This is a genomic window from Gordonia paraffinivorans (genome assembly GCF_900683595.1).
Taxonomy (GTDB): Bacteria; Actinomycetota; Actinomycetes; order Mycobacteriales; family Mycobacteriaceae; genus Gordonia; species Gordonia paraffinivorans.
Genome location: NZ_CAACYD010000006.1, coordinates 69,171 through 92,390, shown reverse-complemented (window position 1 = coordinate 92,390; position 23,220 = coordinate 69,171). Strand labels below are relative to the sequence as shown.

The 23,220-nt window shown below is 69.5% G+C and carries 20 protein-coding genes and 1 pseudogene; 7 read left to right on the top strand and 14 right to left on the bottom strand.

What is annotated here, in order from left to right; all coding sequences use genetic code 11:
• Window positions 1–60 precede the first annotated feature (60 nt).
• Window positions 61–1,269: a fatty acid desaturase family protein gene (locus tag E1P53_RS07380; RefSeq protein WP_131733887.1), complete on the top strand. Its 1,209-nt coding sequence runs from the start codon at window positions 61–63 to the stop codon at window positions 1,267–1,269.
• Here the strand turns inward: E1P53_RS07380 and rsgA are convergent.
• The 5 genes from rsgA to E1P53_RS07355 form a co-directional block, all read right to left on the bottom strand.
• Complete coding sequence (rsgA, locus tag E1P53_RS07375) at window positions 1,211–2,257, bottom strand: ribosome small subunit-dependent GTPase A (RefSeq protein WP_131733886.1); 1,047 nt, start codon at window positions 2,255–2,257, stop codon at window positions 1,211–1,213. The two genes, E1P53_RS07380 and rsgA, sit on opposite strands and share 59 nt — an antisense overlap.
• 46 nt (window positions 2,258–2,303) lie before the next feature.
• Window positions 2,304–3,569: a 3-phosphoshikimate 1-carboxyvinyltransferase gene (gene aroA, locus E1P53_RS07370; RefSeq protein ID WP_131733885.1), complete on the bottom strand. Its 1,266-nt coding sequence runs from the start codon at window positions 3,567–3,569 to the stop codon at window positions 2,304–2,306.
• Window positions 3,570–3,621: 52 nt separating this feature from the next.
• A complete protein-coding gene (locus tag E1P53_RS07365; protein ID WP_006899688.1) occupies window positions 3,622–4,005 on the bottom strand; it encodes a VOC family protein in 384 nt (127 codons plus the stop codon).
• The gene (locus E1P53_RS07360) at window positions 4,005–4,262 is read right to left on the bottom strand and encodes a hypothetical protein (RefSeq protein WP_181954821.1); all 258 of its coding nucleotides are present in this window, start codon (window positions 4,260–4,262) and stop codon (window positions 4,005–4,007) included. Before E1P53_RS07360 ends, E1P53_RS07365 begins: the two co-directional genes overlap by 1 nt.
• A gap of 71 nt (window positions 4,263–4,333) precedes the next feature.
• The gene (locus tag E1P53_RS07355) at window positions 4,334–6,031 is read right to left on the bottom strand and encodes a nucleobase:cation symporter-2 family protein (protein ID WP_131733884.1); all 1,698 of its coding nucleotides are present in this window, start codon (window positions 6,029–6,031) and stop codon (window positions 4,334–4,336) included.
• Between the two features lie 76 nt (window positions 6,032–6,107).
• Here E1P53_RS07355 and E1P53_RS07350 point away from each other — a divergent pair, with 76 nt between their 5' ends.
• Window positions 6,108–6,596: an NUDIX hydrolase gene (locus E1P53_RS07350; RefSeq protein ID WP_131733883.1), complete on the top strand. Its 489-nt coding sequence runs from the start codon at window positions 6,108–6,110 to the stop codon at window positions 6,594–6,596.
• 72 nt (window positions 6,597–6,668) lie between these two features.
• On the opposite strand, the gene E1P53_RS07345 is transcribed toward E1P53_RS07350, so the two are convergent.
• The 9 genes and pseudogenes from E1P53_RS07345 to E1P53_RS07305 form a co-directional block, all read right to left on the bottom strand.
• Entirely contained in the window at window positions 6,669–8,513 is a 1,845-nt protein-coding gene (locus tag E1P53_RS07345; protein WP_131733882.1) for a hydroxysqualene dehydroxylase, read from the bottom strand.
• A 183-nt stretch (window positions 8,514–8,696) separates the two neighbouring features.
• Window positions 8,697–10,226: a PH domain-containing protein gene (locus tag E1P53_RS07340; RefSeq protein WP_131733881.1), complete on the bottom strand. Its 1,530-nt coding sequence runs from the start codon at window positions 10,224–10,226 to the stop codon at window positions 8,697–8,699.
• Window positions 10,213–10,746, bottom strand: coding sequence for a PH domain-containing protein (locus tag E1P53_RS07335; RefSeq protein ID WP_131733880.1), 534 nt, complete (start codon window positions 10,744–10,746; stop codon window positions 10,213–10,215). The genes E1P53_RS07340 and E1P53_RS07335 overlap by 14 nt, the downstream gene beginning before the upstream one ends.
• Window positions 10,747–10,804: 58 nt before the next feature.
• The gene (locus tag E1P53_RS07330) at window positions 10,805–11,566 is read right to left on the bottom strand and encodes an SDR family NAD(P)-dependent oxidoreductase (RefSeq protein ID WP_006899695.1); all 762 of its coding nucleotides are present in this window, start codon (window positions 11,564–11,566) and stop codon (window positions 10,805–10,807) included.
• Between the two features lie 63 nt (window positions 11,567–11,629).
• Window positions 11,630–13,405 (bottom strand): acyl-CoA dehydrogenase, encoded by a 1,776-nt coding sequence (locus E1P53_RS07325; RefSeq protein WP_131733879.1) that lies wholly within the window; start codon window positions 13,403–13,405, stop codon window positions 11,630–11,632.
• A 384-nt stretch (window positions 13,406–13,789) separates the two neighbouring features.
• The gene (locus E1P53_RS07320) at window positions 13,790–14,944 is read right to left on the bottom strand and encodes a helix-turn-helix transcriptional regulator (protein ID WP_131733878.1); all 1,155 of its coding nucleotides are present in this window, start codon (window positions 14,942–14,944) and stop codon (window positions 13,790–13,792) included.
• 32 nt (window positions 14,945–14,976) lie between these two features.
• Window positions 14,977–16,366: pseudogene (locus E1P53_RS07315) on the bottom strand (FAD-binding oxidoreductase).
• 141 nt (window positions 16,367–16,507) lie between these two features.
• On the bottom strand, window positions 16,508–17,719 hold the full coding sequence (gene acmB, locus E1P53_RS07310) for a methyl acetate hydrolase AcmB (RefSeq protein WP_131733877.1): 1,212 nt from the start codon (window positions 17,717–17,719) through the stop codon (window positions 16,508–16,510).
• Between the two features lie 70 nt (window positions 17,720–17,789).
• A complete protein-coding gene (locus E1P53_RS07305; RefSeq protein ID WP_040526549.1) occupies window positions 17,790–18,983 on the bottom strand; it encodes a pyridoxal phosphate-dependent aminotransferase in 1,194 nt (397 codons plus the stop codon).
• A gap of 90 nt (window positions 18,984–19,073) precedes the next feature.
• Here E1P53_RS07305 and E1P53_RS07300 point away from each other — a divergent pair, with 90 nt between their 5' ends.
• From E1P53_RS07300 to E1P53_RS07280, 5 genes are all read left to right on the top strand, one after another.
• Window positions 19,074–19,547 (top strand): NUDIX hydrolase, encoded by a 474-nt coding sequence (locus tag E1P53_RS07300; RefSeq protein WP_131733876.1) that lies wholly within the window; start codon window positions 19,074–19,076, stop codon window positions 19,545–19,547.
• Window positions 19,548–19,635: 88 nt separating this feature from the next.
• Window positions 19,636–19,836: a hypothetical protein gene (locus tag E1P53_RS07295; protein ID WP_006899702.1), complete on the top strand. Its 201-nt coding sequence runs from the start codon at window positions 19,636–19,638 to the stop codon at window positions 19,834–19,836.
• A 102-nt stretch (window positions 19,837–19,938) separates the two neighbouring features.
• Window positions 19,939–21,312, top strand: coding sequence for an oxygenase MpaB family protein (locus E1P53_RS07290; protein WP_131733875.1), 1,374 nt, complete (start codon window positions 19,939–19,941; stop codon window positions 21,310–21,312).
• Between the two features lie 160 nt (window positions 21,313–21,472).
• Window positions 21,473–22,339, top strand: a complete 867-nt coding sequence (locus tag E1P53_RS07285; RefSeq protein ID WP_006899704.1) for a ParA family protein — start codon at window positions 21,473–21,475, stop codon at window positions 22,337–22,339.
• Window positions 22,340–22,517: 178 nt separating this feature from the next.
• On the top strand, window positions 22,518–23,030 hold the full coding sequence (locus E1P53_RS07280) for a lipoprotein LpqH (protein ID WP_131733874.1): 513 nt from the start codon (window positions 22,518–22,520) through the stop codon (window positions 23,028–23,030).
• Window positions 23,031–23,220 lie beyond the last annotated feature (190 nt).

Sequence of the window (23,220 nt, the reverse complement as noted above, 5' to 3'; positions counted from 1 at the left end):
GGGCCGGGCGGTGCTCGGTCCGCGGGCGTTCATCCGACCAGTCCGGCACAATGGAACCCAATGGCGATCACTGACATCAACGAGTACGCGCATCTGACCGACGCCGACGTGGAGGCGCTGGGTGCCGAACTCGACGCACTTCGCCGCGAGATCGAATCCGATCGCGGCATGCGCGACGTCACCTACCTGCGACGCACCATCCTCGCGCACCGCGCGCTCGAGGTGGCCGGGCGTCTGGCGCTGCTCGGCAGCCGGTCGCGTCCGCTCTGGGTTCTCGGCACGGGTGCCCTCGCCCTGTCGAAGATCATCGAGAACATGGAGCTCGGGCACAATGTGATGCACGGGCAGTGGGACTGGATGAACGACCCGGAGGTCCACTCGACCACCTGGGAATGGGACATGGTGTGCGCCTCGCCGCACTGGAAGCACTCCCACAACTACATCCATCACAAGTACACGAACGTGGTCGGAATGGATCACGACGTGGGCTACAAGATCCTGCGGGTGACCCGCGACGAGCCGTGGGAGCCGCGCCGGCTCTTCCAGCCGTTCTTCAACGTGATGCTGGCCGCGACCTTCGAGTGGGGCATCGGCCTGCACGACCTCGCGCTCAAAGAGGTCATCGCGGGCGAGAAGCCCAAAGAGGTCGCGATCCCGCAGATCAAGGAGTTCGGCCGCAAGATCGCCAAGCAGGTCGCGAAGGACTACGTGCTGTTCCCGGCGCTGTCCGGCCCGAACTTCAGGCACACCCTGACCGCGAACCTGACCGCGAACCTCATCCGCAACCTGTGGGCGTACGTGGTCATCTTCTGCGGCCATTTCCCCGACGGCGCGGAGAAGTTCACCTCCGAGTCGATCGAGAACGAGACCCAGGGCCAGTGGTACCTGCGCCAGATGCTGGGCACGGCGAACTTCGATGCCGGGCCCGCGCTCGCCTTCCTCAGCGGGAACCTCTGCTACCAGATCGAGCACCACCTGTACCCCGATCTTCCGAGCAATCGCTACGCCGAGATCGCGGTGCGCGTGCGCGCCCTGTGCGACAAGTACGACATCCCCTACACCACGGGATCGCTTGCGAAGCAGTACTTCCTGACGCTGCGCACCATCCACAAGCTCGCGTTGCCCGACAGGTTCCTGTCGGCCACCGCCGACGACGCGCCCGAGACCGCGTCGGAGAAGCGGTTCGCGGGCATGCCGCGGACGGGTGGTCTCAGGACGGCGATTCGCCAGGCTCGGCAGCGGCGTCGTCGGCGGATGTTCCGCCGCTGACCGCGGCGAGCAGGCCGCGTACGGCCATGCCCCGCCGGTAGGAGTGTCCCTCGAGTTCGTCGAGGGCGCACTCGGGATCGGCGGGCGGACCGAGATGCGTACAGCCCCTGGGGCATCCCTCGATGGCGTCGCGGAGGTCGTCGAACGCCGCGATGATGTCGTCGGGACCCATGTGGGCCAGGCCGAACGAGCGGATGCCGGGGGTGTCGATCACCCAGCCGAGCGGTGCGTTGTCGTCGCCCGGTAGCGGCAACGCCACCGACTGCGTCGACGTGTGGCGTCCCTTGCCGACCCCGGAGACCTCGCCGGTCGCTCGATCCGCCTGGGGCACAAGGCGATTCACCAGGGTCGACTTGCCCACGCCGGAGTGTCCGATGAGTGCGGTGATGTGGCCGCGCAGGACGTCGAGTATCTCGTCGAGCGGATCGTCTCGTCCCGCCCGGACGATCGGCAGATCGAGATCGGCGAAGGCCGCGGTGAACTCGGTCGGGTCGGCCAGGTCGGACTTGGTCAGGCACAGGATGGGTTCCAGGCCGCCGGCGTAGGCCGCGGCGAGCGCGCGTTCGACGAAGCCGGTGCGCGGCGGCGGATCGGCCATCGCCGTCACGATGAGCAGCTGATCGGCGTTGGCCACCACGATCCGTTCGTACGGGTCGGAGTCATCGGCGGTGCGGCGCAACACCGTTCGGCGATCGGCCACGCGCACGATCCGGGCGAGGGTGTCCGGCTTGCCGGACAGGTCGCCGACCACGGCCACTTCGTCGCCGACGACGATCGGGGTCCGACCCAGTTCGCGGGCCCGCATCGCGACCACGCGTCGTGACGGATCGCCGCCGAGCACGACGCCCCAGCGCCCGCGGTCCTTCGAGACCACCATGCCCTCGACCGCGTCGTCGTGTGCGGGACGGCGTTTGGTGCGGGGTCGGGTCCCCTTGCCCGGACGGACCCGGACATCGGATTCGTCGTAGTTGTCGGCCCGCCGGCTCAACGGCGACCCCCGCGGGAAACGAACCGTGGACTCATGGCGGGCGAACTCATTCCTGTCCGATCATCTTCGTCCACATGCCGGGGAAGTCCGGCAACGTCTTGCTCGTCGTCTCGATGTCGTCGACCACGACGCCGGGGGTCACCAGTCCGATGATCGCGCCGGCGGTGGCCATCCGGTGATCGGCGTAGGACTCCCAGGTGCCGCCGTGCAGCGTGGTCCCGGTGATGCGCAGCCCGTCCTCGGTCTCGGTGCAGATGCCGCCGAGACGGGTGATCTCGGTGGTGAGCGCGGCGAGGCGGTCCGTCTCGTGGCCGCGCAGGTGGGCGATGCCGGTGAGCTCGGACTCGCCGTCGGCGAGGGCGCACAGGGCGGCGATGGTGGGGGTGAGCTCGCCGATGTCGCGCAGGTCGAGGTTCACCGCCTTGAGGACCTCGGGCCCGTGGACGCTCAGCGTGCCGTCGAGGTGTTCGACCGTGCAGCCCATCGCGGCGAGGACGTCGGCGATGCGCGCGCCGGGCTGGGTGGTGACCGCCGGCCAATACGGGACGCGGACCACGCCGCCGGTGACCGCGGCCGCGGCCAGGAACGCCGCGGCGTTCGACAGGTCGGGTTCGACGGTCCAGTCGACCGCGCGGATCGGTCCGGGTGCCACCTTCCACACGTTCGGCTCGGAGGTGTCGACCGCGACGCCCGCGGTGGCGAGCATCTCCACGGTCATGTCGATGTGCGGCGTCGACGGAACGGGAGGTCCCTCGTGCCGGACCACGAGCCCCTCGTCGAACCGTGCCGCCGACAACAGCAGGCCGGAGACGAACTGCGACGACCCGGAGGCGTCGATGGTGACCTCGCCGCCGCGCACGTTGCCGGTGCCGTCGATGACGAACGGCAGCCGGTCGCCGGTGACCGCGACCCCGAGGGTGCGCAGGGCGTCGAGGATGGTGGTCTGCGGGCGGACCCGGGCCTGCGGGTCTCCGTCGAACCGGACCCGGCCCTCGGCGAGTGCGGCCAGCGGCGGGAGGAACCGCATCACGGTGCCGGCGAGACCGCAGTCGATCTCGGCGCCGTGCAGCGGGCCGGGGGCCAGCGAGACGGTGGTGTCGGAGGCGGGGTCGACCCGTACCTCGACGCCGAGCGCCTCGAGCGCGCCCAGCATGAGGTTGGTGTCGCGGCTGCGCAGCGTTCCGCGGACCGTCGACGGTCCGTCGGCGAGCGCGGCCAGGACGAGAGCACGGTTGGTGATGGACTTGGAACCGGGCAGCTCGACGGTGGCATTCAGGCCGCTCGTGCAGGTCGGCGCGCTCCAGGAACTCATGCGGTCCAGTTTGTCATGCCGCCCTCCGGCGTCGGGGCACGCCGCCGGGGGACTACCGGGTGTCCTTGCGCAGCGGGTGGTCGGCGGGGATCTCCACGACGATGATCCGGCGTCCGTCGGGATCCTCGGCATGCATCTCGATCAGGCCCCAGGGCTCCTGGCGCGGCTCGCGCAGCACGGTGACCCCGCGGTCGCGGAACTGTTTCTCGGTGGCCTCGGCGTCGCGGACCTGCAACCAGAGCGCCGCGTCGCTCGCCGGACTCGGGGCGTCGGTCTTCAGGTGCGAGGAGATCTCGATGAGGCCGTTGCCCGCGAAGAACACGATTCCGCCGGGGTATTCGCGATGGATCGGCAGCCCGATGCGGTCACGGTAGAAGGCCTGCAGACGTTCGGGATCGGCCGAGAGCAACAGCACCCGGCTGGACAGGACCTCCATCAACGCCCCTCGGTGCTTCCCGCCGAGCCGCCGACGGCGTGGCCCGGATTGCGATCGGCGCGGGCGGCCGCCTCGTAGGCGGCGCTCTCGCGCGCCAGGCGTTCGGTCACGCCGATCGGTGTGGAGTCACCGAAGGCGAAGGCCGACTCGTGCGGGTATTCGTGCGGCAGATCCGGGTCGGTGATCAGGCCGTCGTCGAGGGCGGCCGGACCGTCGGGATCTTCTCCGACGGGACCGGCTTCGATAGTGGAGGACATGACCCCACGATATGCCGTTCTCGGTGCTCGGGAGGGTCGCCACGACGAACAAGCCCGGCCGGGCGCGCCGGTCAGGATCCCCGCTGCGAGAACTTCCCCTCCGTCTTGCCGTCCCACGCCTCGAACACGCGCATGACCTTCGGGTCGCCGAGCTCCCTGATCTCGTCGCAGAGGTCTTTCGGGGCCGACGGGTTCGTGACGATGAACTGGTGCAGCGACGGGTCGTGGTCGGCCAGGTAGCGCAGGGTCTCCGGCGGGGTGTCGGGATCGGCGGCGGCCAGTGCGTCACGCGGGTCGAAGGCCGGGGCGCGGACGCCGTCGGAGGCCGACAGGCCGGGCGGCGTGCCGACGACGGCGATGTCGCCGGTGTTGTGATAGTCGACCGGGTCCGACGACACGCTGCGGGTGTTGAGCAGCAGGTTCAGCAGGATCGCGGTGATCGCGCCGGCGGAGATGCCCGAGTGGAAGATGGTCTGGAACCAGTCCGGGAACTCGGCGTAGATGTCGAGGACGACGTCGACCGGGGCGTCGCCGCTGCGGTCGGTGTAGTAGATCTTCGCCTCGGTGAGCATGGCGACGCCGACCGAGATCGCGACGACGAGCACGTTGACGTTGTTGAACTTCACCTTGGCGAGGGTCCGGATGCCGCTGGCCGCGACCATGCCGAACAGGGCGACGCCGGCCCCGCCGAGCACGGCGAGCGGGATGCCCTCGACGACGGCCGCCATCTTCGGCAGCAGGCCCAGGACGACGAGGATGATGCCGGCGCAGGTCGCGACGTGGCGGGTGCGCACGCCGGTGATGGCGACGAGCCCGACGTTCTGAGCGAAGGCGGTGTAGGGGAACGTGTTGAAGATGCCGCCCAGCAGGGTGCCGAGACCGTCGGCGCGCATGCCGTCGGCGAGGCGGCGCGGGGTGATCTTCTCGTCGACGATCTCGCCGACCGCGACGATGTCGCCGGTGGTCTCGGTCATGATCACCAGGCCCACGATGAGGAGCGAGATGATCGCGCTGATCTCGAAGGTCGGTGCGCCGAACTGGAAGGGCTGCGGCACGCCGACCCACGGGTACTCGCCGATCTTGTCCCAGTTGGTCATGCTGAACGGGATCGAGACGAGGGTTCCGATCACGAGGCCGAGCAGGATCGAGACCCGTCGCAGGGCGTCGGGGGCGAACCGTTCGATCGCGACGATGATCGCCAGTGTCAGGAAGCCGAATCCGATGTCCTTGGGGTCGCCGAAGTCCGGTCCGGCGGCGGTGCCGCCGCCGAACCATCCCGCGGCCACGCGCATCAGCGAGACGCCGATGATGAGGATGATGGTGCCGGTGACCAGCGGCGGGAAGAATCTGATGAGGCGTCCGACGACGGGTGCGACGGCGATCATGAAGAGGCCGCAGGCGATCACCGAGCCGTAGATGGCGGTGATGCCATAGCTGGTGCCGATGGTGATCATCGGGCCGACGGCGGCGAAGGTCACGCCCTGCATCAGCGGCAGCCGGACGCCGAAGCGCCAGAACCCGACGGCCTGCAGGATCGTCGCGATGCCGGCGACGAACAGGTCGGCCATGATCAGGTGCACGATGTCGCCGGACTCGAGCTGCCCGGCGCCGGCCATCGCACCGCCGACGATCAGCGGGACCGCGACCGCGCCGGCGTACATGGCGAGCACGTGCTGCAGTCCGAGCGGGAACAGTCTGACGAAGGGCGGGATCTCGTCGACCGGCCGAGCGCCGGGCTTCCCGTTCTTGAGCACACCGATGACGGACATGCCACGTTTTGTACGGACCCGGTATTTCCGGGAAGGCGCGTTCGTGTGTCCTCGACGTTTCCGCGAAGATATATCCGTGCCCCCGCGCCCATCGAACGCTCCCCGCAGCGCCGGACTCCTGCTCTACCGCCGCACCGACGCGAACCCCGACGGTGTGGAGGTCCTTCTCGTCCATCCGGGCGGCCCGCTGTGGGCGCGCAAGGACGAGGGTGCGTGGTCGGTGCCGAAGGGCCTCGTCGACGCGGGCGAGTCCGAGTGGGACGCCGCGCGGCGGGAGTTCACCGAGGAGATCGGCTCCCCGCCGCCCGCCGGACCGCACGCCGATCTCGGCGAGGTGTGTCTCAAGAGCGGCAAGCGGGTCGTCGCCTTCGCCCTGGAAGGTGACCTCGACGTCTCGGAGGTCGTCAGCAACACCTTCGAGATGCAGTGGCCACCCCGGTCGGGACGCGTGCAGGAGTTCCCCGAGGTCGACCGCGCCGAGTGGTTCGATCCCGAGACCGCGCGGGCGAAGCTGAACCCCGCGCAGGTCGCGTTCGTGGACCGGTTGCTGGAGTTGCTCGGCTGAGCGGTGGCGAGAGATCGCGCGCGCTCGAGCGGCGTGTGAAGGCGTCCGGGACGCCGGCCCGGCGGCGACCGGTCAGACGTCGAGGATGTGCGGAAGCCCGGCCCGGTGGCGATCCCGGTCGAGTTGTTTCAGCGGCTCGAGGACGGGCAGCTCCCACAGTGGGAAGAGCGTCGCCTCCGCGGCGGGACTGTCGGCCGCGGCGATGATGGCATTGGTGACCCGACGCCCGGATTCGTTGGCGCCCTCCATGGTCGCGAGGTCGATGTTGCTGCGCACGTGGTCGCCGCCGATGAACAGGTTCGGGATCTCGGTGTGCGCGTCGGGCCGGTTGCCGTAGGACCCCTTCGTGTTGACCATGAGCGGGGTCGCGTTGTGGGTGCGACCCCCTGACCAGGTGATGCCCGGATCGAGGGACCAGGTGACGATGTCGTCGGCGCGCAGGGTCTCGCGGCCGCCGGCGTTCAGCGCCCGGCTCATCTGCGCCCACACCTCACGCGCGATCTCCTGCCTGGTGCACTGCTTGGCGGGCTTGCCGTACAGGATGCCTGGCTTCTCCCACTCCGAGATGTCGATGGACAGGCAGTCCTTCACCGTCCCGTCGCCGTAGGTGCGGGAGAAGTCGACGTTCCACGGTGCGGCCTGGAACAGGCCGGTGAGCGCCCACGGGGTGCCCAGCGCGGCGATGTGGCCCGGCGGCAGATCCGACCGGTGGCGGAGATAGTACTGGATGCCGACCATCCAGTCGTCCTGCAGCGCAGGCACTCCCGCGAGTGATGGCGCGGCGTCGAGCAGCGCGGGGGTCAGCAGCGGCTTGAGGCGGTCGATCGGCATTGCCGCGACGTACCAGTCGGCCTCGACGATCTGGCCGGTGGTCAGGCGGGCTCCGGTGATGCGTCCGCCGCCGACGTCCAACCGTGCGAGACCGGCCCCCATCACGAAGCGGACCCCGCGGGTGCGGAGATGGGTGACCCACGGGTCGATCCACGCCTGGTTGGTGGGCCGGTCGAGGATTCGGTCGACGTCGCCGCGGACGAGGTCGGAGCGGTACTGCGGGATCAGCCCGCTCGCGGCGGTGGCGAGGGCCAGGCCGATCTGCCCGATCGTCCGGGCAGACGCGGTCTCCGGCTTGGCCGCGACCAGCGACCGGGTGAGTGCTCCCACGAGATAGCGCTGGTAGGAACGGGACTTGCCCTTGGCCTTGACGAACTCCATCCAGGACCGGTTCTCCCACTGGGCGATCCGGCGCTCGGTGCAACTGGTGGCCATCACCAGCAGGCGCGACACGAAGTAGGTGAGCTCGGTGGCCGGGACGTCGACGACGAACTTGAGCCCGGTGATCAGCGAGTTGCGGAGATTCTCGAGTGTGGCGATCTGCGGTGCGTGATCGACGAAACCGATCAGTGAGGCCGGGACGGTGGTCGGTGCGTACCCCGATTCGTCGAAGGCGATCATGGCCGACTCGACGCTGGTGAGATGCCGGTCGCGAACATTGCTGCGGCCCACCGGGATTCGCTGCATCATCTCCGGGACGTGCTGGTAGCAGCTGGGATAGAAGCGGAAGCCGTGCTCGCCGGGGAGGCCGCGACGGCCACCTCGAGCGGTGCCGGGAACGTCGAAGCTGCGGGCCTTGCCGCCGAGATAGGCGGGTTCGTAGACGGTCACCGAGAAGCCGCGTTCGCTGAGTTCGTGTGCTGCGGCGAGCCCGGCCATGCCCCCGCCGAAGATCGCGACGTCGCGTCCGCGGCCGACGCCGGTGCGGGGTACCGCCCTCGCCGACGGCACCGTCGCGTGGGGGAGTGCCACCGCGGTCCCGGCGATCACGGCGGCTGCGGCCGGTCCGGTCAGGACCGCGCGTCTCGGAATGCCTCTGCGAAGAGGCGTGTTCGGTCCCACGGTGGTGTGCTGGTCTTCCGACATGCCTCCGACCCCTTCGTCGACCCCAGAGCAGTCAGTACCGACTCCTCGAGGTCTAACACAGCCGCGGACGGCGTGGGACGGAATTCGGCGAACGTCTCGGTTGGTCGTCCAGGTGCTCGACAGTGCCGGCCGCTCCTCACGGGGAGTGCTCGTCGGTGGCGCAGGCCGGGTGGCCTGCAGGACTCAGCGCGCCAGGAACGGGGCCACCCACTCCGGCGTGACCTCGGCGGGGATCGCCGCGGCCGTGGTCTCGTCCACGTCGACGATCGAGTAGTGCTCGGCGCCGGCGGCCGTCGCGACGATCAGCGTGCACACCCCTGCGCGACGCTGGAACAGCGAGGACCTGCTTGCCCAGCCGACCACGCCGTCGCGGTCGACGACGATCCGCCGGCGCGCGACGGTGGGCGGGGCGATGACCACCGACCGCGCGGTCACGCGGTGCCCGAGATGCCGGGCGCGGACGACGCCGAGAGTCGTCGACGCGGCAAGCGCGAGTGCACCCGCCGCGATCCAGCCGACGGGAATGGTGCCGGCGACGGCCGGGACAGCGATCGCCGCGAACACGACGAGGCCGGAGAGGAATCCGCGATTGAGTCGTCGGACGAACGCCGCACGGCCGTGGGCGGTGAGCGGGGCGGTCAGTTCGGCCTGCTCGTGCGTGACCAGTCCGGCCACGCGCATCGCCTCGTCGCGCGGGGCGGGCGGGAGCAGCAACGGGTGCTTGTGCGCGCCGATGGCGATCGCGTGCAGGCGGGCACCTCGCAGCGGTCGCATCAGGATCGGCTCGGAGAGATCGGATCCGCGAATCCGGTTCTCGTCGAAGCTGATGGCATTGGTGGTGAGGAGTCCGCGCTCGGTGCGCAACGTGCCGTCGGGATGTCGCGTGAGCCGGAAATCCCAGTAGCTCAACAGGTAACCGACTGCCGACAGCACCGCGCCGCCGACGATCACGGCGACCACGCCGACGGTGGCGACGAGCGCGAGCGGCATCTCGCGCACGGTGTCGTACGCGTCGTGGACGACACCCGCGGTCCGGTCGAACAATCCTGCCTCGTTGGCGATCTGTGCGGCGGCGCCGCCGATCGCCGCCGCGACCGCGAGGCCGCCGACCGAGAACGGCGAGAAGCGCAGCCAACTCATCTGGAACCGCGTCAGCACCTCTGGGTGCGCGACCGGGTGTGCCGGCGAGCCGTCCGTGGCATCCGCGGCGGCCGCCGCGCCGGAGGTCGCGGTCGGCATGAGTTCGTCGTGCAGCGCCCGGGCCTCGGCGAGCGTCACGGCGCGCAATTTCACCTGCGACGACTGGTCGTCGCCGCCGGTGCCGATCGTGACCTTCTGCAGGTTGAGGATCCGGTGCACCAGGGAGGCGGTCAGGTCGACGCTGCGGATGCGGTCGCGCCGGGCGGTGGCGACCTTCTTGTTCAGGAGTCCGCTGCGGACTCGGACGTGTTCGTCGGTCACCTGGTAGAAGGTCGTCAGCCAGGGGATCGCCGCTGCCGGCGGCACGATGAGGACGGTGGCGATCAGGATGAGCAGCGGCGCGGACCGGCCGGCGAAGACCACTGCGATGAGCACCGGGACCAGCGACGGTAGCGCCTCGACGAGGCCCACCGCCATCATCCACGGCGACAGCCGATGCCACTCGTCGGGCGCGTCGATGTGCAGCCGAGCGGGAGGCGGCGGCGCAGGCGGGACCGGGTCAGGTCGCGTCATCGGTGAACGCCTGGGTGCGGATGGTCAGGTCGGAGGCGGTGGTGCGCGCCAGCTCGGCGTCGAGGCCGGCGATGTGGATCGTGCCGGCCGACGATGCGGTCGTCACGGTGAGCTTCGCCAGACCCAGCAGTTGTTCGAGCGGACCCGCCTCGGTGTCGACGACCTGGATGCGGGCGATCGGGATGATCACCCGGTGCCGGACGAACCAACCGGTCTGCGAGTACACCGCGTCGTCGCTCACCTCCCAGCGGTGGAACCGGTACCGCCACAACGGGACAACCGTCGCGTAGAAGGCGGTGAGCAGCGCGAGCACGACCGCGGCGCAGGTGGCGACCGCGCGGGCCTCGGGGGCGACCACCGCGACCGCGATGGCCGCGATGGTCGCCGGGATGCCGAAGATCAGCGGCGGCAGCCGCCAGAGCGTCCTGGCCCGAGGGTCGACCTGGTTGACCGGTTCCCGGAGGGTCGGGTGCACCGCGTTCGCCGGGTCGGTGTGATGTGGGGCAGATGCGGGGTCCATTGCGGTCAGTCTAGGGTGCACGACCCACGCACAGTTCGTTTTGCGAACGGAGTCGGCGTCAGGTCAGGGTCACGCCGCCGTCGACGGCGATCGTCTGGCCGGTGACGTATCCGGAGGCGGCCGACGACAGCCAGATCGCGGTGGCGGCGAGCTCCTCGCCGTGGCCGGTGCGCCCGAGCACCACTCGCGGCATCTGCGAGTCGAGGTATCCGGGCTTGTAGTGGTCGGTCATCTCGGTCTCGAAGAAGCCCGGCGCGATCGCGTTGACGCGGATGCCCTTGCGCGCGCCCCACTGCTGGGCGAGGTCGCGGGTCAGGCCGATGACGCCGGCCTTGCTGGCGGCGTACGCGGCCTGCGGGAGCCCGGCGGTGGTGATGCCGAGGATCGAGGATATGTTGACGATCGCCGATCCGGGCTGCATCACCCGGCCGCACGCCTGCGCCATCCAGTACGAGCCGTTGAGGTTGATGTCGATGACCTCCCGGAACTGTTCGGGCGTCTCCTTCGTCGCGGGGTAGGCGGTGCCGATGCCGGCGTTGTTGATCAGCACGTCGACCTTGCCGAAGGTCTCCATCGCCGAATCGACCACGCGCCGGCACTGCTCGGGATCGGCGACGTCGGCCGGTACGGCGAGTGCCTTGCGCCCCAACGCCTCGACGGCGGCGGCGGTGTCGGCGAGCTTCTCCACGCGGCGCGCGGCGAGCACCACGTCGGCGCCGGCCTCGGCGAAGCCCTTCGCGAACGAGACACCGAGTCCCGACGAGGCGCCGGTCACGATGACCACCTTGCCGGTCGTGTCGAACAGATCCATCACGGACATCATCGTCTCCCTTACAGCGTGTTCGGGCGCGGCCCACCGTGGGCCGCGCCGGGGTCGGGGGTGTCAGAACCAGGACGGTTCGACGTCGAGGGTGGTGCGGTCCAGTGCGGCGAGCAGGTCGAGCTGTGGGCCGGTCTTCGGTAGCTCGTACCGGAAGAAGTACTGCGCCGCAGCGCGTTTGCCGTCGTAGAAGTCTCCGGACCGGCCGTGGGCGGCCAGCACCTGTTCCAGCCAGATCCAGGCGATGACGATGTGGCCGGCGGTCTCGAGGTAGATCGTGGCGTTGGCCAGGGCGAGCTTAGGGTCATCGCACGACCAGATGTGCGCGGTCACCTTGCCGAGCCGGTCGACGGCGGACTGCAGGGCCTCGGCGTACCCGGCGGCCTCGGGCACCTCGCGTGCCCGGTCGACGGTCGCGCCGATTCTCTCGGCGAGCAGCGTCAGCGCGGCCCCGCCCTGCATGGTGACCTTGCGGCCCAGCAGGTCGAGGCCGTGGATGCCGTGTGCCCCTTCGTGGATCGGGTTGAGGCGGTTGTCGCGGTAGTACTGCTCGACGTCGAACTCGCGGGTGTAGCCGTAGCCGCCGTGCACCTGGATGGCGAGGCTGTTGGCCTCCAGGCACCACTGCGACGGCCAGCTCTTGGCGATCGGCGTGAGCAGCTCGAGCAGCAGGTTGATGCGGTCGCGCTCCTCGTCGGAGGCGGTCGCGGCCTCGTCGACGAGCTTGCTGCAGTACAGCCCGAAGGCGAGTGCGCCTTCCACGTAGGCCTTCTGCGCCAGCAACATCCGGCGCACGTCGGCGTGCTCGATGATCGGGACCGGCTTCGTGGACGGGTCCTTCTGGTCGACGGGGCGCCCCTGGGTGCGCACCTTCGCGTATTCCAGCGATGCCTGGTACCCGGCGTATCCGAGTGCGGTGGCGAGGAACCCGACGCCGATGCGGGACTCGTTCATCATGTGGAACATGTAGGACAGGCCCCGGTGCTCCTCGCCGACGAGGAAGCCGACCGCGCCCGGTTCCGCCGCGGGGGAGAAGGTGCCGTCGCCGAAGTTCAGCAGGCAGTTGGTGGTGGCCCGGTTGCCCATCTTGTGGTTGAGGCCGACGAGCGCGACGTCGTTGCGGGTGCCGTCGGGCAGGAACTTGGGCACGATGAACAGCGAGATGCCCTTGACTCCGGGGCCTCCGCCGGGGGTCTTCGCCAGCACCAGGTGCACGATGTTCTCGGTCAGTTCGTGATCGCCCGCCGAGATCCACATCTTGGTCCCGGTGATCCGGTACGTGCCGTCGTCGGCCTTGACGGCCTTGGTGGTGATGTCGGCCAGCGACGACCCGGCCTGGGGCTCCGACAGGCACATCGTGCCCGAGTAGCGGCCCTCGACCAGCGGCCGCACCCAGGTGTCGATCTGCTCGGGGGTGCCGTACTCGGCGAGGAGGTTCGCGTTGCCGACGGTGAGGAAGCCGTACGACGACATCGCGGCGTTGGCGGCCTGGAACCACACCGACGAGGCCTGTCGGATCACCGTGGGGAGCGCCATCCCGCCGAGCTCTTCGTCGAACGACGCGGCGATCAGGCCGGCCTTGCGGAACTCCTCGAGTCCGGCGACGACCTCGTCGGGCAGGACGACCTTGCCGTCGTCGCCGATGTAGGGCTCGTGGGCATCGCCGATCTTGTTGGCCGGGGCGAAGCATTTCATGGCGAGGTCGGCGCTCAGCTCGAGGACGGCGTCGAAGGTGTCGCGCGAGTGGGAGGCGAACCGCTCACGCGAGGTCAGCGATTCGACATCGAGCCATTCATACAGCAGGAACTCGAGGTCCCGGCGGGACATGGGTGTGGCCATCGCACTTCCTCGTGATCGGACCGACGCTTGCAGTGTGCCCGGTACGGCACTCCCACGATGCTATACCGATCGTTCGCTCGGTGGTGAGTCCGGTCATCGTGGGCGGGCGGAGGGTTGCGCTCCGCAATCTGACAACACACGTTACCTCCATCACAGCTTGCCACGTTTCCTTGTAAAGGTGCGCGGGGATGTGTTGGACTACTGACGATTCACGATCGTGAATAACTTCGGTTATGTCGTGAATACCCACGGGAGGATCGGGAACGGTGCCATGCGGCGGGGGTGGCATCGTCCCGAGCCCGCCCCGATTTCGAGTCCCGGTCTGCTGAGCCCGGCCTTTCCGGCCTCTGGTCGTCGAACCCCGGGTCCCGGATCGTCGAGGTGTCACTCTTCCGACGCGAACCAGCCCGACGGCGTCAACGTGTCCCCGAGGCGGTTCGCGTACTGATCGAAGTACACGCGAGCGATGAGCTCCCGGCGACTCCGCACACCGGCCTTGTCGAAAATCGACTTGAGGTGGTCCTGCACGGTGTAGGCCGAAACGTGCAGTGCGGCGGCGATGTCCTTCGTCGCGACGTTCTGCAACACCATCTGGGTCACGTCCCGCTCTCGCGCGGTGAGTCCGAAGGCCTCGACCACCAGAGGGATGATCTCGGGCGGTCGCGCCTCCTCGATGGTCACCACCACCTCGCCCACCCGTCCGTCGGCAGACGACAGCGGGGAGGCGTTGATCACCAGCCACATCCCGGACTTTCCGCGTACCCGTAGGCGGGGCGGGACATCGGTCTCGCCGGCGCCGTAGCGTCGGGCGGCGCCGATCAGCCCGAAGACGGGATTGACTGCCGAGGCGCTGTTGGGGCCGGCCGCGAGGTCGTCGATCCGTTCCTCGCTGCCCGCCGACATCTGCACGATCTCGTTGTCCCGGTCGATGATGAGGACCGCGGGGCCGTGCATGACCGAGGTTCCGGGTTCGGTGACGACGGGCTCGGTGACGACGGAGCTGAGCAGGCCGATCCGGACCCCGTGCGCGAGCGTGCGGGACAGGGAGGCCAGGAAGCCGATCTCGTCCTCGTCGAACGGGCGGCAGCCCGCGCCGCTGCGGAACATCGCGATCCCGGCCCACAGCCGATCGCCGTCGCGGATCGACAGGCGGGCCTCGTCGTGGAAGCAGTACTCCGGAATCATCAACTGCGACATGCGTTCCGACCGCTTGACCTGTCCTCGGGTGAGGAGGTTCATGCCGACCGCGTCGCACTTGCGCGACGCCAGCTCCCGATAGCTCGACGGTTCGCAGCCGCCGTACTCGAGGAGCCCGAAGTCCGGGTCCCGCTCGTCCTGGCCGAGCAGGTCGCCGTACTTGCGCGCAGAGGTGAGCATCTGCGTCTTCGCGTCGAAGGTCGCCACACACGCCGCGTCGACGGGGACCGCCCGTCGCAGCGACTCGACCGTCTCGGCGAAGAACTCGTCGAGACCGAGACCCGCGTGCGCCACGACTTCCACGTCGCGGCGCACGCGCTCGGTCGTCAGACTCGACACCATTGCCCAATCATGGTCCTGAGCTGCGCCGATGTCTATCCCATAATGTTGGGGTCATCTACTCGCCAGTACCCTCGTCGGGTCGTGCCGGCGGCGGATCGTCTCCAGTCGCAGCCGCTCGTCGGGTCCCCACAGGCCGGCGCGGTCGGCGGCGGGAGCCCGCAGAAGTTCAGCAGCGCGCCGCACCGCCACGGCGCCAGTGCGTCGACGACCGCCTGCAGGCGCGGACCCACCTGGTCGGCGAGCGGTCCGGCCGGCACTCCGATCGCGATCACGGAATAGGCGCCGTGGCGTCCGGCGACCGCGTTCGGCACGCGCTGCGGCCGTCGCAGACGTCCCCCCCAGCAACCGCACCTCGACGATGGCCGGCGGGATCGGCACCTGCGGTCCGGCCACCTCGAGCAGCGCCTCGACGGCCGCGGCCGGGAACTCGCCGAGCAGGACGCCGCGTTCGACGCTGGGCATCGGGTCGGCCGGGTCCATGTGCACCGCGTCCAGGGCGGCGGTCGGCAGGATGTCGACGTTCTCCAGCAGGATCGGCCCGGCCGAACGCATCGGCGCGAGAAGGGCGGCCGCCGCGGCGGGGTCTCCGGTGTGCGTGTACCGGACGTGGACGGCGAGCTGTCCCTGCAGGGGCGCGGGCAGATCGGGATCCGGTGGGAGGCGGAGGACGGCGACCGAGGTGCCCGCCTCCTCCGGAAGGGTCGGCGCCCAGTCGCGCCACGCGTGCAGCACGTCCCGTGCCGCCGAACCGGCGAAGAAGATGCCGCCGCCGTAGACGGTGGGGAGGTCGAACAGCTCGAACTCGATGGCGGTGACGATCCCGAAACCGTCGCGCCCTCCGAGGATCGCCCAGAACAGGTCCGAGCCGGCCGACGCGTCGACGCTGCGGACGACGCCGTCCGCGGTCACCAGCTCGATGGAGCGGACATGGTCTGCGGCCCAACCGAACCGGCGCCCGAGCGGGCTCAGCCCGCCGCCGAGCGTGTAGCCGACGACGCCGACCGGCGAGGACGAGCCGACGACCCCGGTCAGCCCGTGCGGCGCCGTCGCGGCGACGACGTCGCGCCAGCGCACGCCGGCACCGACACGCGCGGTCCGCGCGACCGGGTCGACGGTGATCGAGTTCAACCGCGAGGTGGTGACGACGACGGTGCCCCTGCCCTCGATCGGCAGGCCGTGTCCGGTGGCCCGGGCCCCCACGCGGAATCCGTTCGCGCGGGCATATCGCACGGCGAGGGCGACGTCGTCGGCGTTCGTCGCGCCGACGACCAGGTCGGCCGCCGGTGCGGCGATCAGGTTGAAGCCGCCCAGCTCCGTGGCGTACCCCTCATCGGTCGGGGTGAGGACGGGGCCGGAGACCTCGGACATGAGCGTGCCGAGGGAGATGTGGTCGGTGGGTTGGGATGTGATCGTTGTGTTCATGTCCCCCAGAATCCGTGGGGTCCATGCCTTTCGACCATCCCGCGACGGCGGGGAGAATCCCGGCGGCGGTTCTGGGATCAGGGGTTCCCAGAAGTCTGGGATGTCACACGGCCGTGGGGATTCCGTGCGCCGGGTGCGGCGTCAGACGCTCAGCGCGCGGTACACCGCGGACTCGAAATCCAGATAGCCCTCCACCGAGGCCGGGTCGAAGAAGGGGAGGACCTGGGTCGCCCAGAATCCGCCGATCTTGTTCAGCGGGTCGAGCCAGTAGTAGAGGTTCGCGAGACCGGCCCACGACTGGGAACCGGCCGGGCGTCCGGTGGGGGCGTCGGAGTCGTTGATCATGAAGGCGTACGACCACGACTTCGTCATGCCGGGGAAGAACTCGGCGTCGTTGGTCAGGCGGGGATCGAGTCCGGGGAGCCGGTGGATCCTCAGGTCGCCGAGATGGTTGCGCATCGCCATCGCGACCGTCTCGGGGGAGAGGATGCGCTCGCCGGAATCGGATCGGCCGTCGGCCAACCACATCCGCATGAACCGCAGGTAGTCTCCGACGGTCGAGTGCAGGCCCTGCCCGCCCATCTGGACCTCCGGGGCGGCGGGCGGTTCCCGCCAGGGTTCGGCGACGAGGTCGTCGCCCCGGCGGTGGTGCATGGTCACGTGCCGGTGGCGGGTGGACTCCGTGTGATGGAAACCGGTGTCGGACATGCCGAGTGGGGCGAACACCCGGTCGTGCATCTCCTCGCCGAGTCGCCGGCCGGTGACGCCCTCGATCACCTGGCCGACCCAGTCGATGTTCGAGCCGTACTCCCACCGCGTGCCCGGATCGAACAGCAGGGGCGTCCGCAGGGCGGCCATGGTCGCGGTGGAGATCGACGGCTGTCGGTGCTCGGTCTCGAGCCGACGGTAGGTCTCGTTGAAGAACGAGTAGCCGAAACCCGCTGTGTGAGTGAGCAGATGGTGGGTGGTGATCGGCGACGCGGGCGGGCGGGAACAGGGGGTGCCGTCGGCGTCGAAGCCGGTGATCACCTGCAGGTCCCCGATCGCCGGGGCGTACTCGCTCGCCGGCGCGTGCAGGTCGAGTTCCCCTCTCTCGACGAGTTGCAGCGCGACGGTCGCGGTGATGGCCTTGGAGGTGGAGAACAGGGCGAACACGGAGTCGGTGGTCATCGGGGAGCCGTCGTCGATCGACCGCACCCCCACGGCGTCGAGGTGGACGGTGCGGCGGTCGGTCGTGACGCCGGCGACCACGCCGGGGATGCGCGGCGTGCGGCCGAGGAGACCGCGCAGGGCCCGGCCCGCCTCCTGCTCGATGCGCTCGGGGTCGACGGTGTCGAGATCTGCCGTGCTCATGCGCGTCTCCCGCGTCCGAGGAGTGTTCCGCACCACACTGTATCGGCCGGATGGCGAGGTCACCGGCCGTTCAGGCGGGGCGGAGCGACTCCACGAACCCGCCGAGGCGGTCGACGGCGGTGGCCAGGTCCTCGGTCGAGGCCGCGTAGGACAGCCGCACGAACCGCTCCGCCCCGGCCACGCCGAAGTCCTTGCCCGGTGTCAGCGCCACGTGGGCCTCGTGCAGGGCCCGCTCGCAGAACTCCGACGCGGTCAACCCGGTGGAGCCGACGTCGATGTAGACGTAGAACGCGCCGTCGGGCACCACCGGCACGTCGAGCCCGATGCGCGCGAGCCCGTCGATGACCAACCCGCGCCGCCGTGCGAACTCGCGCCGGTTGCCCTCGGCGACGGCCAGGGACTCGGGGGTGAAACAGGCCAGCGCCGCGTACTGCGACGGGGTGGGCGGGCAGACGTAGAAGTTCTGCGCCAGTCGCTCGAGGACGCCCACGAGCTCGTCGGGCACGATGCACCAACCCAGACGCCAGCCGGTCATGCCGAAGTACTTCGAGAAGCTGTTGATCACGACCGTCTCGGCGGCGCCGGGGGAGTCGGTCGCCAGGATGCTGCGCGGAGGCCGCCCGTCGGGACCGGGATCGGACAACCCGAGATAGATCTCGTCGACGATGGACCAGCCGCCGCGCGCGGCGACGAGGTCGGTCATCGCGACCAGCTCGTCGTAGGGCACCGACGTGCCCGTGGGGTTCGACGGCGTCGCGACGATGACGCCGCGGGTGGTCTCGGTCCACGCCGCGGCGACGGCCTCGGTGGTCAGCTGGAAGCGGGTCGCGGCGGTTGTCGGCAGCAACGTGACGTCGGCGCCGAAGGCGTGGGCGAACTGCCGATTGCACGGGTACGACGGATCGCCGATCAGCACGCCGTCGCCGGGATCGACGAGGGCCGCGCACGACAGCAGCAGCGCGGCCGACGCCCCGGACGTGACCGCGACCCGCCTCGGGTCCACGTCGGCGCCGAAGTGGTCGCGGTAGAACCCGGCGATGGCCGAACGCAGTTCGGGAAGGCCCAGCGCGCCGGTGTAGGCGAGCGGCCGGCCGTCGCTCACCTGGCGTGCGGCAGCGAGGACCTCCGGCGGCGCCCCGAAGTCGGGTTCGCCGATGTTGAGCTTGACGATGTGATGGCCCTGCGCCTCCAGCTCGGCGGCGTCCCTGGCGAATTCCATCGCGTAGAACGGCGCGATCTGCTCGGCTCGGCGGGAGATCCTCATGGAGGACATTCTGCGCGTCGGGCCGCCGGACACGGCGTCCGCATCGCCGCTTCCGGTGCTGCCGGGGAAGGCGGCGGGGAGGATGTGGGGGTGCCCGTTCCCGAATTCATCCGCGAGTTGCGTGCCCAGGTCGGTCATCGTGAGCTCTGGCTGTCCGGTGTCAGCGTTGTCGTCCTCGACGCAGGCGGTCGCGTCCTGCTGACCCGGCGCGTCGACAACGGCCGGTGGGCCGTGGTGTCGGGGGTGCTCGAACCCGGCGAGGAACCGGCCCGGGCCGCGGTGCGCGAGGTGGCCGAGGAGACCGCGGTGACCGTCGACATCGTGCGGTTGACCAGCGTCGACGTGACCCCGGTGATCACCTATCCGAACGGGGACCGGGCGCGATATCTCGACGTGTGCTTCCTGGCCCACCACGTCGCCGGAGACCCCCGCGCCGCCGACGACGAGAACTCCGACGTCGCCTGGTTCGCCCCGGACTCCCTGCCCGACGACCTCACCGACACCTCCCGGCTTCGGATCTCCAAGGCCCTCGAGGGTGGTCCGCAGGCCTGGTTCCGACGCTAGGGGTCGAGGTCAGGGAAGCCCCTGAACTTCGCCCCATATGCGTGCTGACCTGTGGATTTCCGGTTTCCGGCGGCGGAGACTCGGTGTCATGAACACAACGACGAACTCATCGAACACCTTCTGGAAGATCCTCGGCGTCGTCGCCGTCGTGCTGATCGCTCTCGCGGTTGTCGGCCCGTTGCTCAAGGGGCTCTTCTGGATCGCTCTGATCGGCCTGGCGCTCTACGGCGGCTGGGTGCTGCTGTTCCGTTCCAAGTCGAAGGACAACCATCCGACTCCGCTCCAGTGATCGGTCGAACTCGGGCGGGAACTGCCAAAGCGCGTCCCAAATGGAGTCGACATAGGTAACCTAGATCACCTGGTTATCTCATCGACCGCAGGGGGAGTTGCCGTGACGACCGCCATCGACGAACTCGATCCGCTCGCTCCGCCGCCCGATCCGGGCGCCCCGGTCGACCCGGTCCTCGGGCGACCGCTCCGGCCGGCTCCTCCCGGGCGGCCGAGGTTCAACCCGGAGTGGACCCCGGCGAGACGCCGACTGCTCGACGGCTGGGTCGACGTGCAGGACCGGCTGCCCGAGACGGGTGGGATCGTCGCGCGAGCCAAGGACCACGTGTGGGTCGGGGACCCGGAGATGGATGCGGTCGTGCAGATGTTCCGACGACTGCCGCCGCGGAAGGGGCGCGAGATGTTCGAGCGCGCACTGAACTTCGGCCTGGACACCATCGAGGATCCGCCCCACGAGCTCGTGGCGCTCTTCGGGCACATCGACACCCCGCCGGCATGGATCACCAAGGACCGCGTCGACCGCGGTGCGATCGTGGCGAACAGCGTCACCCCGGCGGGCAAGGCGTCGCTGATCTTCCTCAACACCCTGGCGACGGTCCAGGGCGGGTCGGTGGGGTCCGCCGTCGGCACCATGGGCCGCATGCAGCGCGACATGATCAACCGGTCGCTGGAGTCGGCGGAGTTCTGGGTGCACCTGCCGGCCCCCGGCGCGCTGAACCGCTTCGGGGTCGCGTTCAAGAACGCCGTCCGCGTCCGGCTCATGCACGCACACGCGCGGGTCATGCTCCGCAAGAAGTGGGGCGAGGAGTGGGTGGCCGAACACGGAGTGCCGATCTCCAATGCCGAGATGTCCGGCGGCATACCGTCATTCGGTGTCGCCAACCTCATGTACGACATCAACTACGGTCGTCGCTACGAGTATCGGGACCTCGAGGACCTCAACATCTTCTGGTCGTACATCGGCCACCTCCTGGGTATCCGCGAGGCGATGATCCCGCGCACCTTCGGTGAGGCCGTCGAGCTGCTCGACTACGGCTACGCGGTGATGGAACCGCCGTCAGAGTACGCCGATGCGCTCAACGACCTCTCGGAGATGATGCTCGAGACGCTGATGGACAAGGTGCACGTCCCGGTCGTCGATGCCCGGGTGAAATCGGCGATCCACCAGGCCCTGCACGGGCTGTACTTCTTCATCGGAGGTCAGGTCCTCGGCCTGCGCATCACCGGAACGCCCGAGCCGACGTGGATCGGCCGCCTGGCCCCGAAGCTCGTCACCGCGCAGGTGCACCTCGCCAACCTCGACCGGCGCGTCCCCGGCTACTGGAAGCGGGCCGACCGACGCCGTGCCCGGGGCGACACCTACTGGGCCGTCATGCACGCCGCGTTCACCCGCCTGGCCGCGGAGAAGGACGGCGGACGCGGCCCCACGTTCGCCGGTCACGACCGTCGCGTCGAGGCGCTGGGCAGGGCCGGCTGACCGGTCGTCCGGCTCGTGCGCGCGCAGGCGCGGGTCGTCGTCGGATACCGGCTCGCGCCGCACGCGGTGCCCGGCATTGGGCGACATCGCAGGTGTGGGCACCTGACCTCGGTTAACCTGATCGCCGAGTGGCACGAGGAGACCAGAGCCGAGGACGCACATGCCGACGGTGATCGCGACCATCAGCCTCAAGGGCGGTGTCGGCAAGACCACGCTCACCGCAGGCCTCGCCGACTTCCTGGCCGGGGTCTTCGGCAAGAAGGTGTTGCTGATCGACCTCGACGCGCAGACCAGCCTCACCACGATGATGATCGGGGAGCAGCGCTGGGAGGCGCTCAACCGGCGGGGACACACCGTCGCCCCGCTCTTCGCCGACGTGCTCGACGGCACACGGCGGTTCGACCTCGAGCGCACGGTCTGCCGTGACGTCTCCGCGACGGACGGGCTCACGGGAATCGACCTCGTCCCCTCGTCGCTGGATCTCATCGACCTGCAGGAGGAGCTGAGCGCCCGCCGGGTGGCGCTCGACGACCATCTGGCGGCGGTGGAGGTGCTGCGTCGGGCGTTGGCACCGATCCTGTCCCGCTACGACTACGTGCTCATCGACTGCCCGCCGAACGTCGGGCCGTTCAGCCTCAATGGGCTGGCCATGGCGGACGGATATCTCATCCCGACGATCCCGGACGTGCTGTCCACCTATGCGATCCCGCACGTTCAGCGGCAGGTCGCCGACTTCTCCGACGAGATCGGTCGTCGCATCGTCGAACTCGGCGTCGTGATCACCAAGTACCGGGCGTCGTCGACGCTGCACCGGGACACCGTGCACCGGCTCCGCCGCGACCCGACGATCCAGAACATCCTGCCTGCCTACATCCACGAGTCCAATGCCGTCGGCGCCGCCGCAGAGTACGGTTGCCGGCCGAGTCTGCGTGCGAAATACGGCTATCACGGCCACTACGAACAGTTCCGGGACCTGACCCGGGCGGTGATGATCGAGGCGGACGCCAAGTTGGCGCCGGCCGGTTGAGACGCGGATCCGGCCGAACCGGAACTCAAGTCGCGATTCCGAACCGGCCGTTTCGCGGGTACTCGGCCCGTCGGCAGCGGGGGCTCCCTTCGAATCTGGGTCAAAGTGCGTGCTCAACGGGCTATTTTCGACCTAGTTCGCCGCCCGGCGGGCGTTCACATCTCCCAGGGAGTCCCTCATGAACAAGGTGCAGATCGCCTCGATTCTCGGCGCGGCGGCGCTGGCCGCGACCCTTCCCGCCTGTGGCTCAGACGATTCGGGTGACTCCGGATCGTCGAGCGGGGCGGCGGTGACGGTCGAGTCCGGGTCGTTGACCGCGACGGCGAAGTCCGACGACTCCGGGTCGTCGAGCGAGGCGACGGTGAAGGTCGACGACAAGGAGGTCGATCTCGGCGACAAGACCGTCGCATGTGCCGAGGTCGCGGGCAAGGTGAACATCGGGGTCGGCGCCGGGACGTCGGGCGTGGGTGCCGTCGTGTCCACCGGTGACGACCCGCAGGTCGAATCCGTCGGACTCGGTTCCGTGGACGGGGTGACCCTCGGATACCAGCGAGGCGCCGGCGAGGGCAGCGCCGAGGTCGACAAGGACGGCAAGACCTACACGATCAAGGGAGAGGCCACGGGCGTCAACATGTCCGACCCGACGAAGATGGTCAAGAAGAGCTACGAGATCAAGGTGACCTGTCCGTAGATCCGTCCCGGGACCCGGCCGCCTCCTGAGCGGCCGCCATCGCGGGTTTGTTGCAGCTCACCGGTGATCTGCTCCGGACGCGTCCCGCGGCCGGAGGTCTCGGTACGGCCTCCGCAGAGGTCTCGAAGCGGACACGGATCTCCATGCGCAGGTTTGGCTCCACGGCGCGTGGGTAACTCCGGTCATGTCG

Excerpts from the sequence above, each read along its gene's own strand:
- E1P53_RS07380 (WP_131733887.1), top strand. The coding sequence starts at position 61 with ATGGCGATCACTGACATCAACGAGTACGCGCATCTGACCGACGCCGAC.
- aroA (WP_131733885.1), bottom strand. The coding sequence starts at position 3,569 with ATGAGTTCCTGGAGCGCGCCGACCTGCACGAGCGGCCTGAATGCCACC.
- E1P53_RS07365 (WP_006899688.1), bottom strand. The coding sequence starts at position 4,005 with ATGGAGGTCCTGTCCAGCCGGGTGCTGTTGCTCTCGGCCGATCCCGAA.
- E1P53_RS07360 (WP_181954821.1), bottom strand. The coding sequence starts at position 4,262 with ATGTCCTCCACTATCGAAGCCGGTCCCGTCGGAGAAGATCCCGACGGT.
- E1P53_RS07355 (WP_131733884.1), bottom strand. The coding sequence starts at position 6,031 with ATGTCCGTCATCGGTGTGCTCAAGAACGGGAAGCCCGGCGCTCGGCCG.
- E1P53_RS07345 (WP_131733882.1), bottom strand. The coding sequence starts at position 8,513 with ATGTCGGAAGACCAGCACACCACCGTGGGACCGAACACGCCTCTTCGC.
- E1P53_RS07340 (WP_131733881.1), bottom strand. The coding sequence starts at position 10,226 with ATGACGCGACCTGACCCGGTCCCGCCTGCGCCGCCGCCTCCCGCTCGG.
- E1P53_RS07335 (WP_131733880.1), bottom strand. The coding sequence starts at position 10,746 with ATGGACCCCGCATCTGCCCCACATCACACCGACCCGGCGAACGCGGTG.
- E1P53_RS07330 (WP_006899695.1), bottom strand. The coding sequence starts at position 11,566 with ATGTCCGTGATGGATCTGTTCGACACGACCGGCAAGGTGGTCATCGTG.
- E1P53_RS07325 (WP_131733879.1), bottom strand. The coding sequence starts at position 13,405 with ATGGCCACACCCATGTCCCGCCGGGACCTCGAGTTCCTGCTGTATGAA.
- E1P53_RS07320 (WP_131733878.1), bottom strand. The coding sequence starts at position 14,944 with ATGGTGTCGAGTCTGACGACCGAGCGCGTGCGCCGCGACGTGGAAGTC.
- acmB (WP_131733877.1), bottom strand. The coding sequence starts at position 17,719 with ATGAGCACGGCAGATCTCGACACCGTCGACCCCGAGCGCATCGAGCAG.
- E1P53_RS07305 (WP_040526549.1), bottom strand. The coding sequence starts at position 18,983 with ATGAGGATCTCCCGCCGAGCCGAGCAGATCGCGCCGTTCTACGCGATG.
- E1P53_RS07295 (WP_006899702.1), top strand. The coding sequence starts at position 19,636 with ATGAACACAACGACGAACTCATCGAACACCTTCTGGAAGATCCTCGGC.
- E1P53_RS07285 (WP_006899704.1), top strand. The coding sequence starts at position 21,473 with ATGCCGACGGTGATCGCGACCATCAGCCTCAAGGGCGGTGTCGGCAAG.
- E1P53_RS07280 (WP_131733874.1), top strand. The coding sequence starts at position 22,518 with ATGAACAAGGTGCAGATCGCCTCGATTCTCGGCGCGGCGGCGCTGGCC.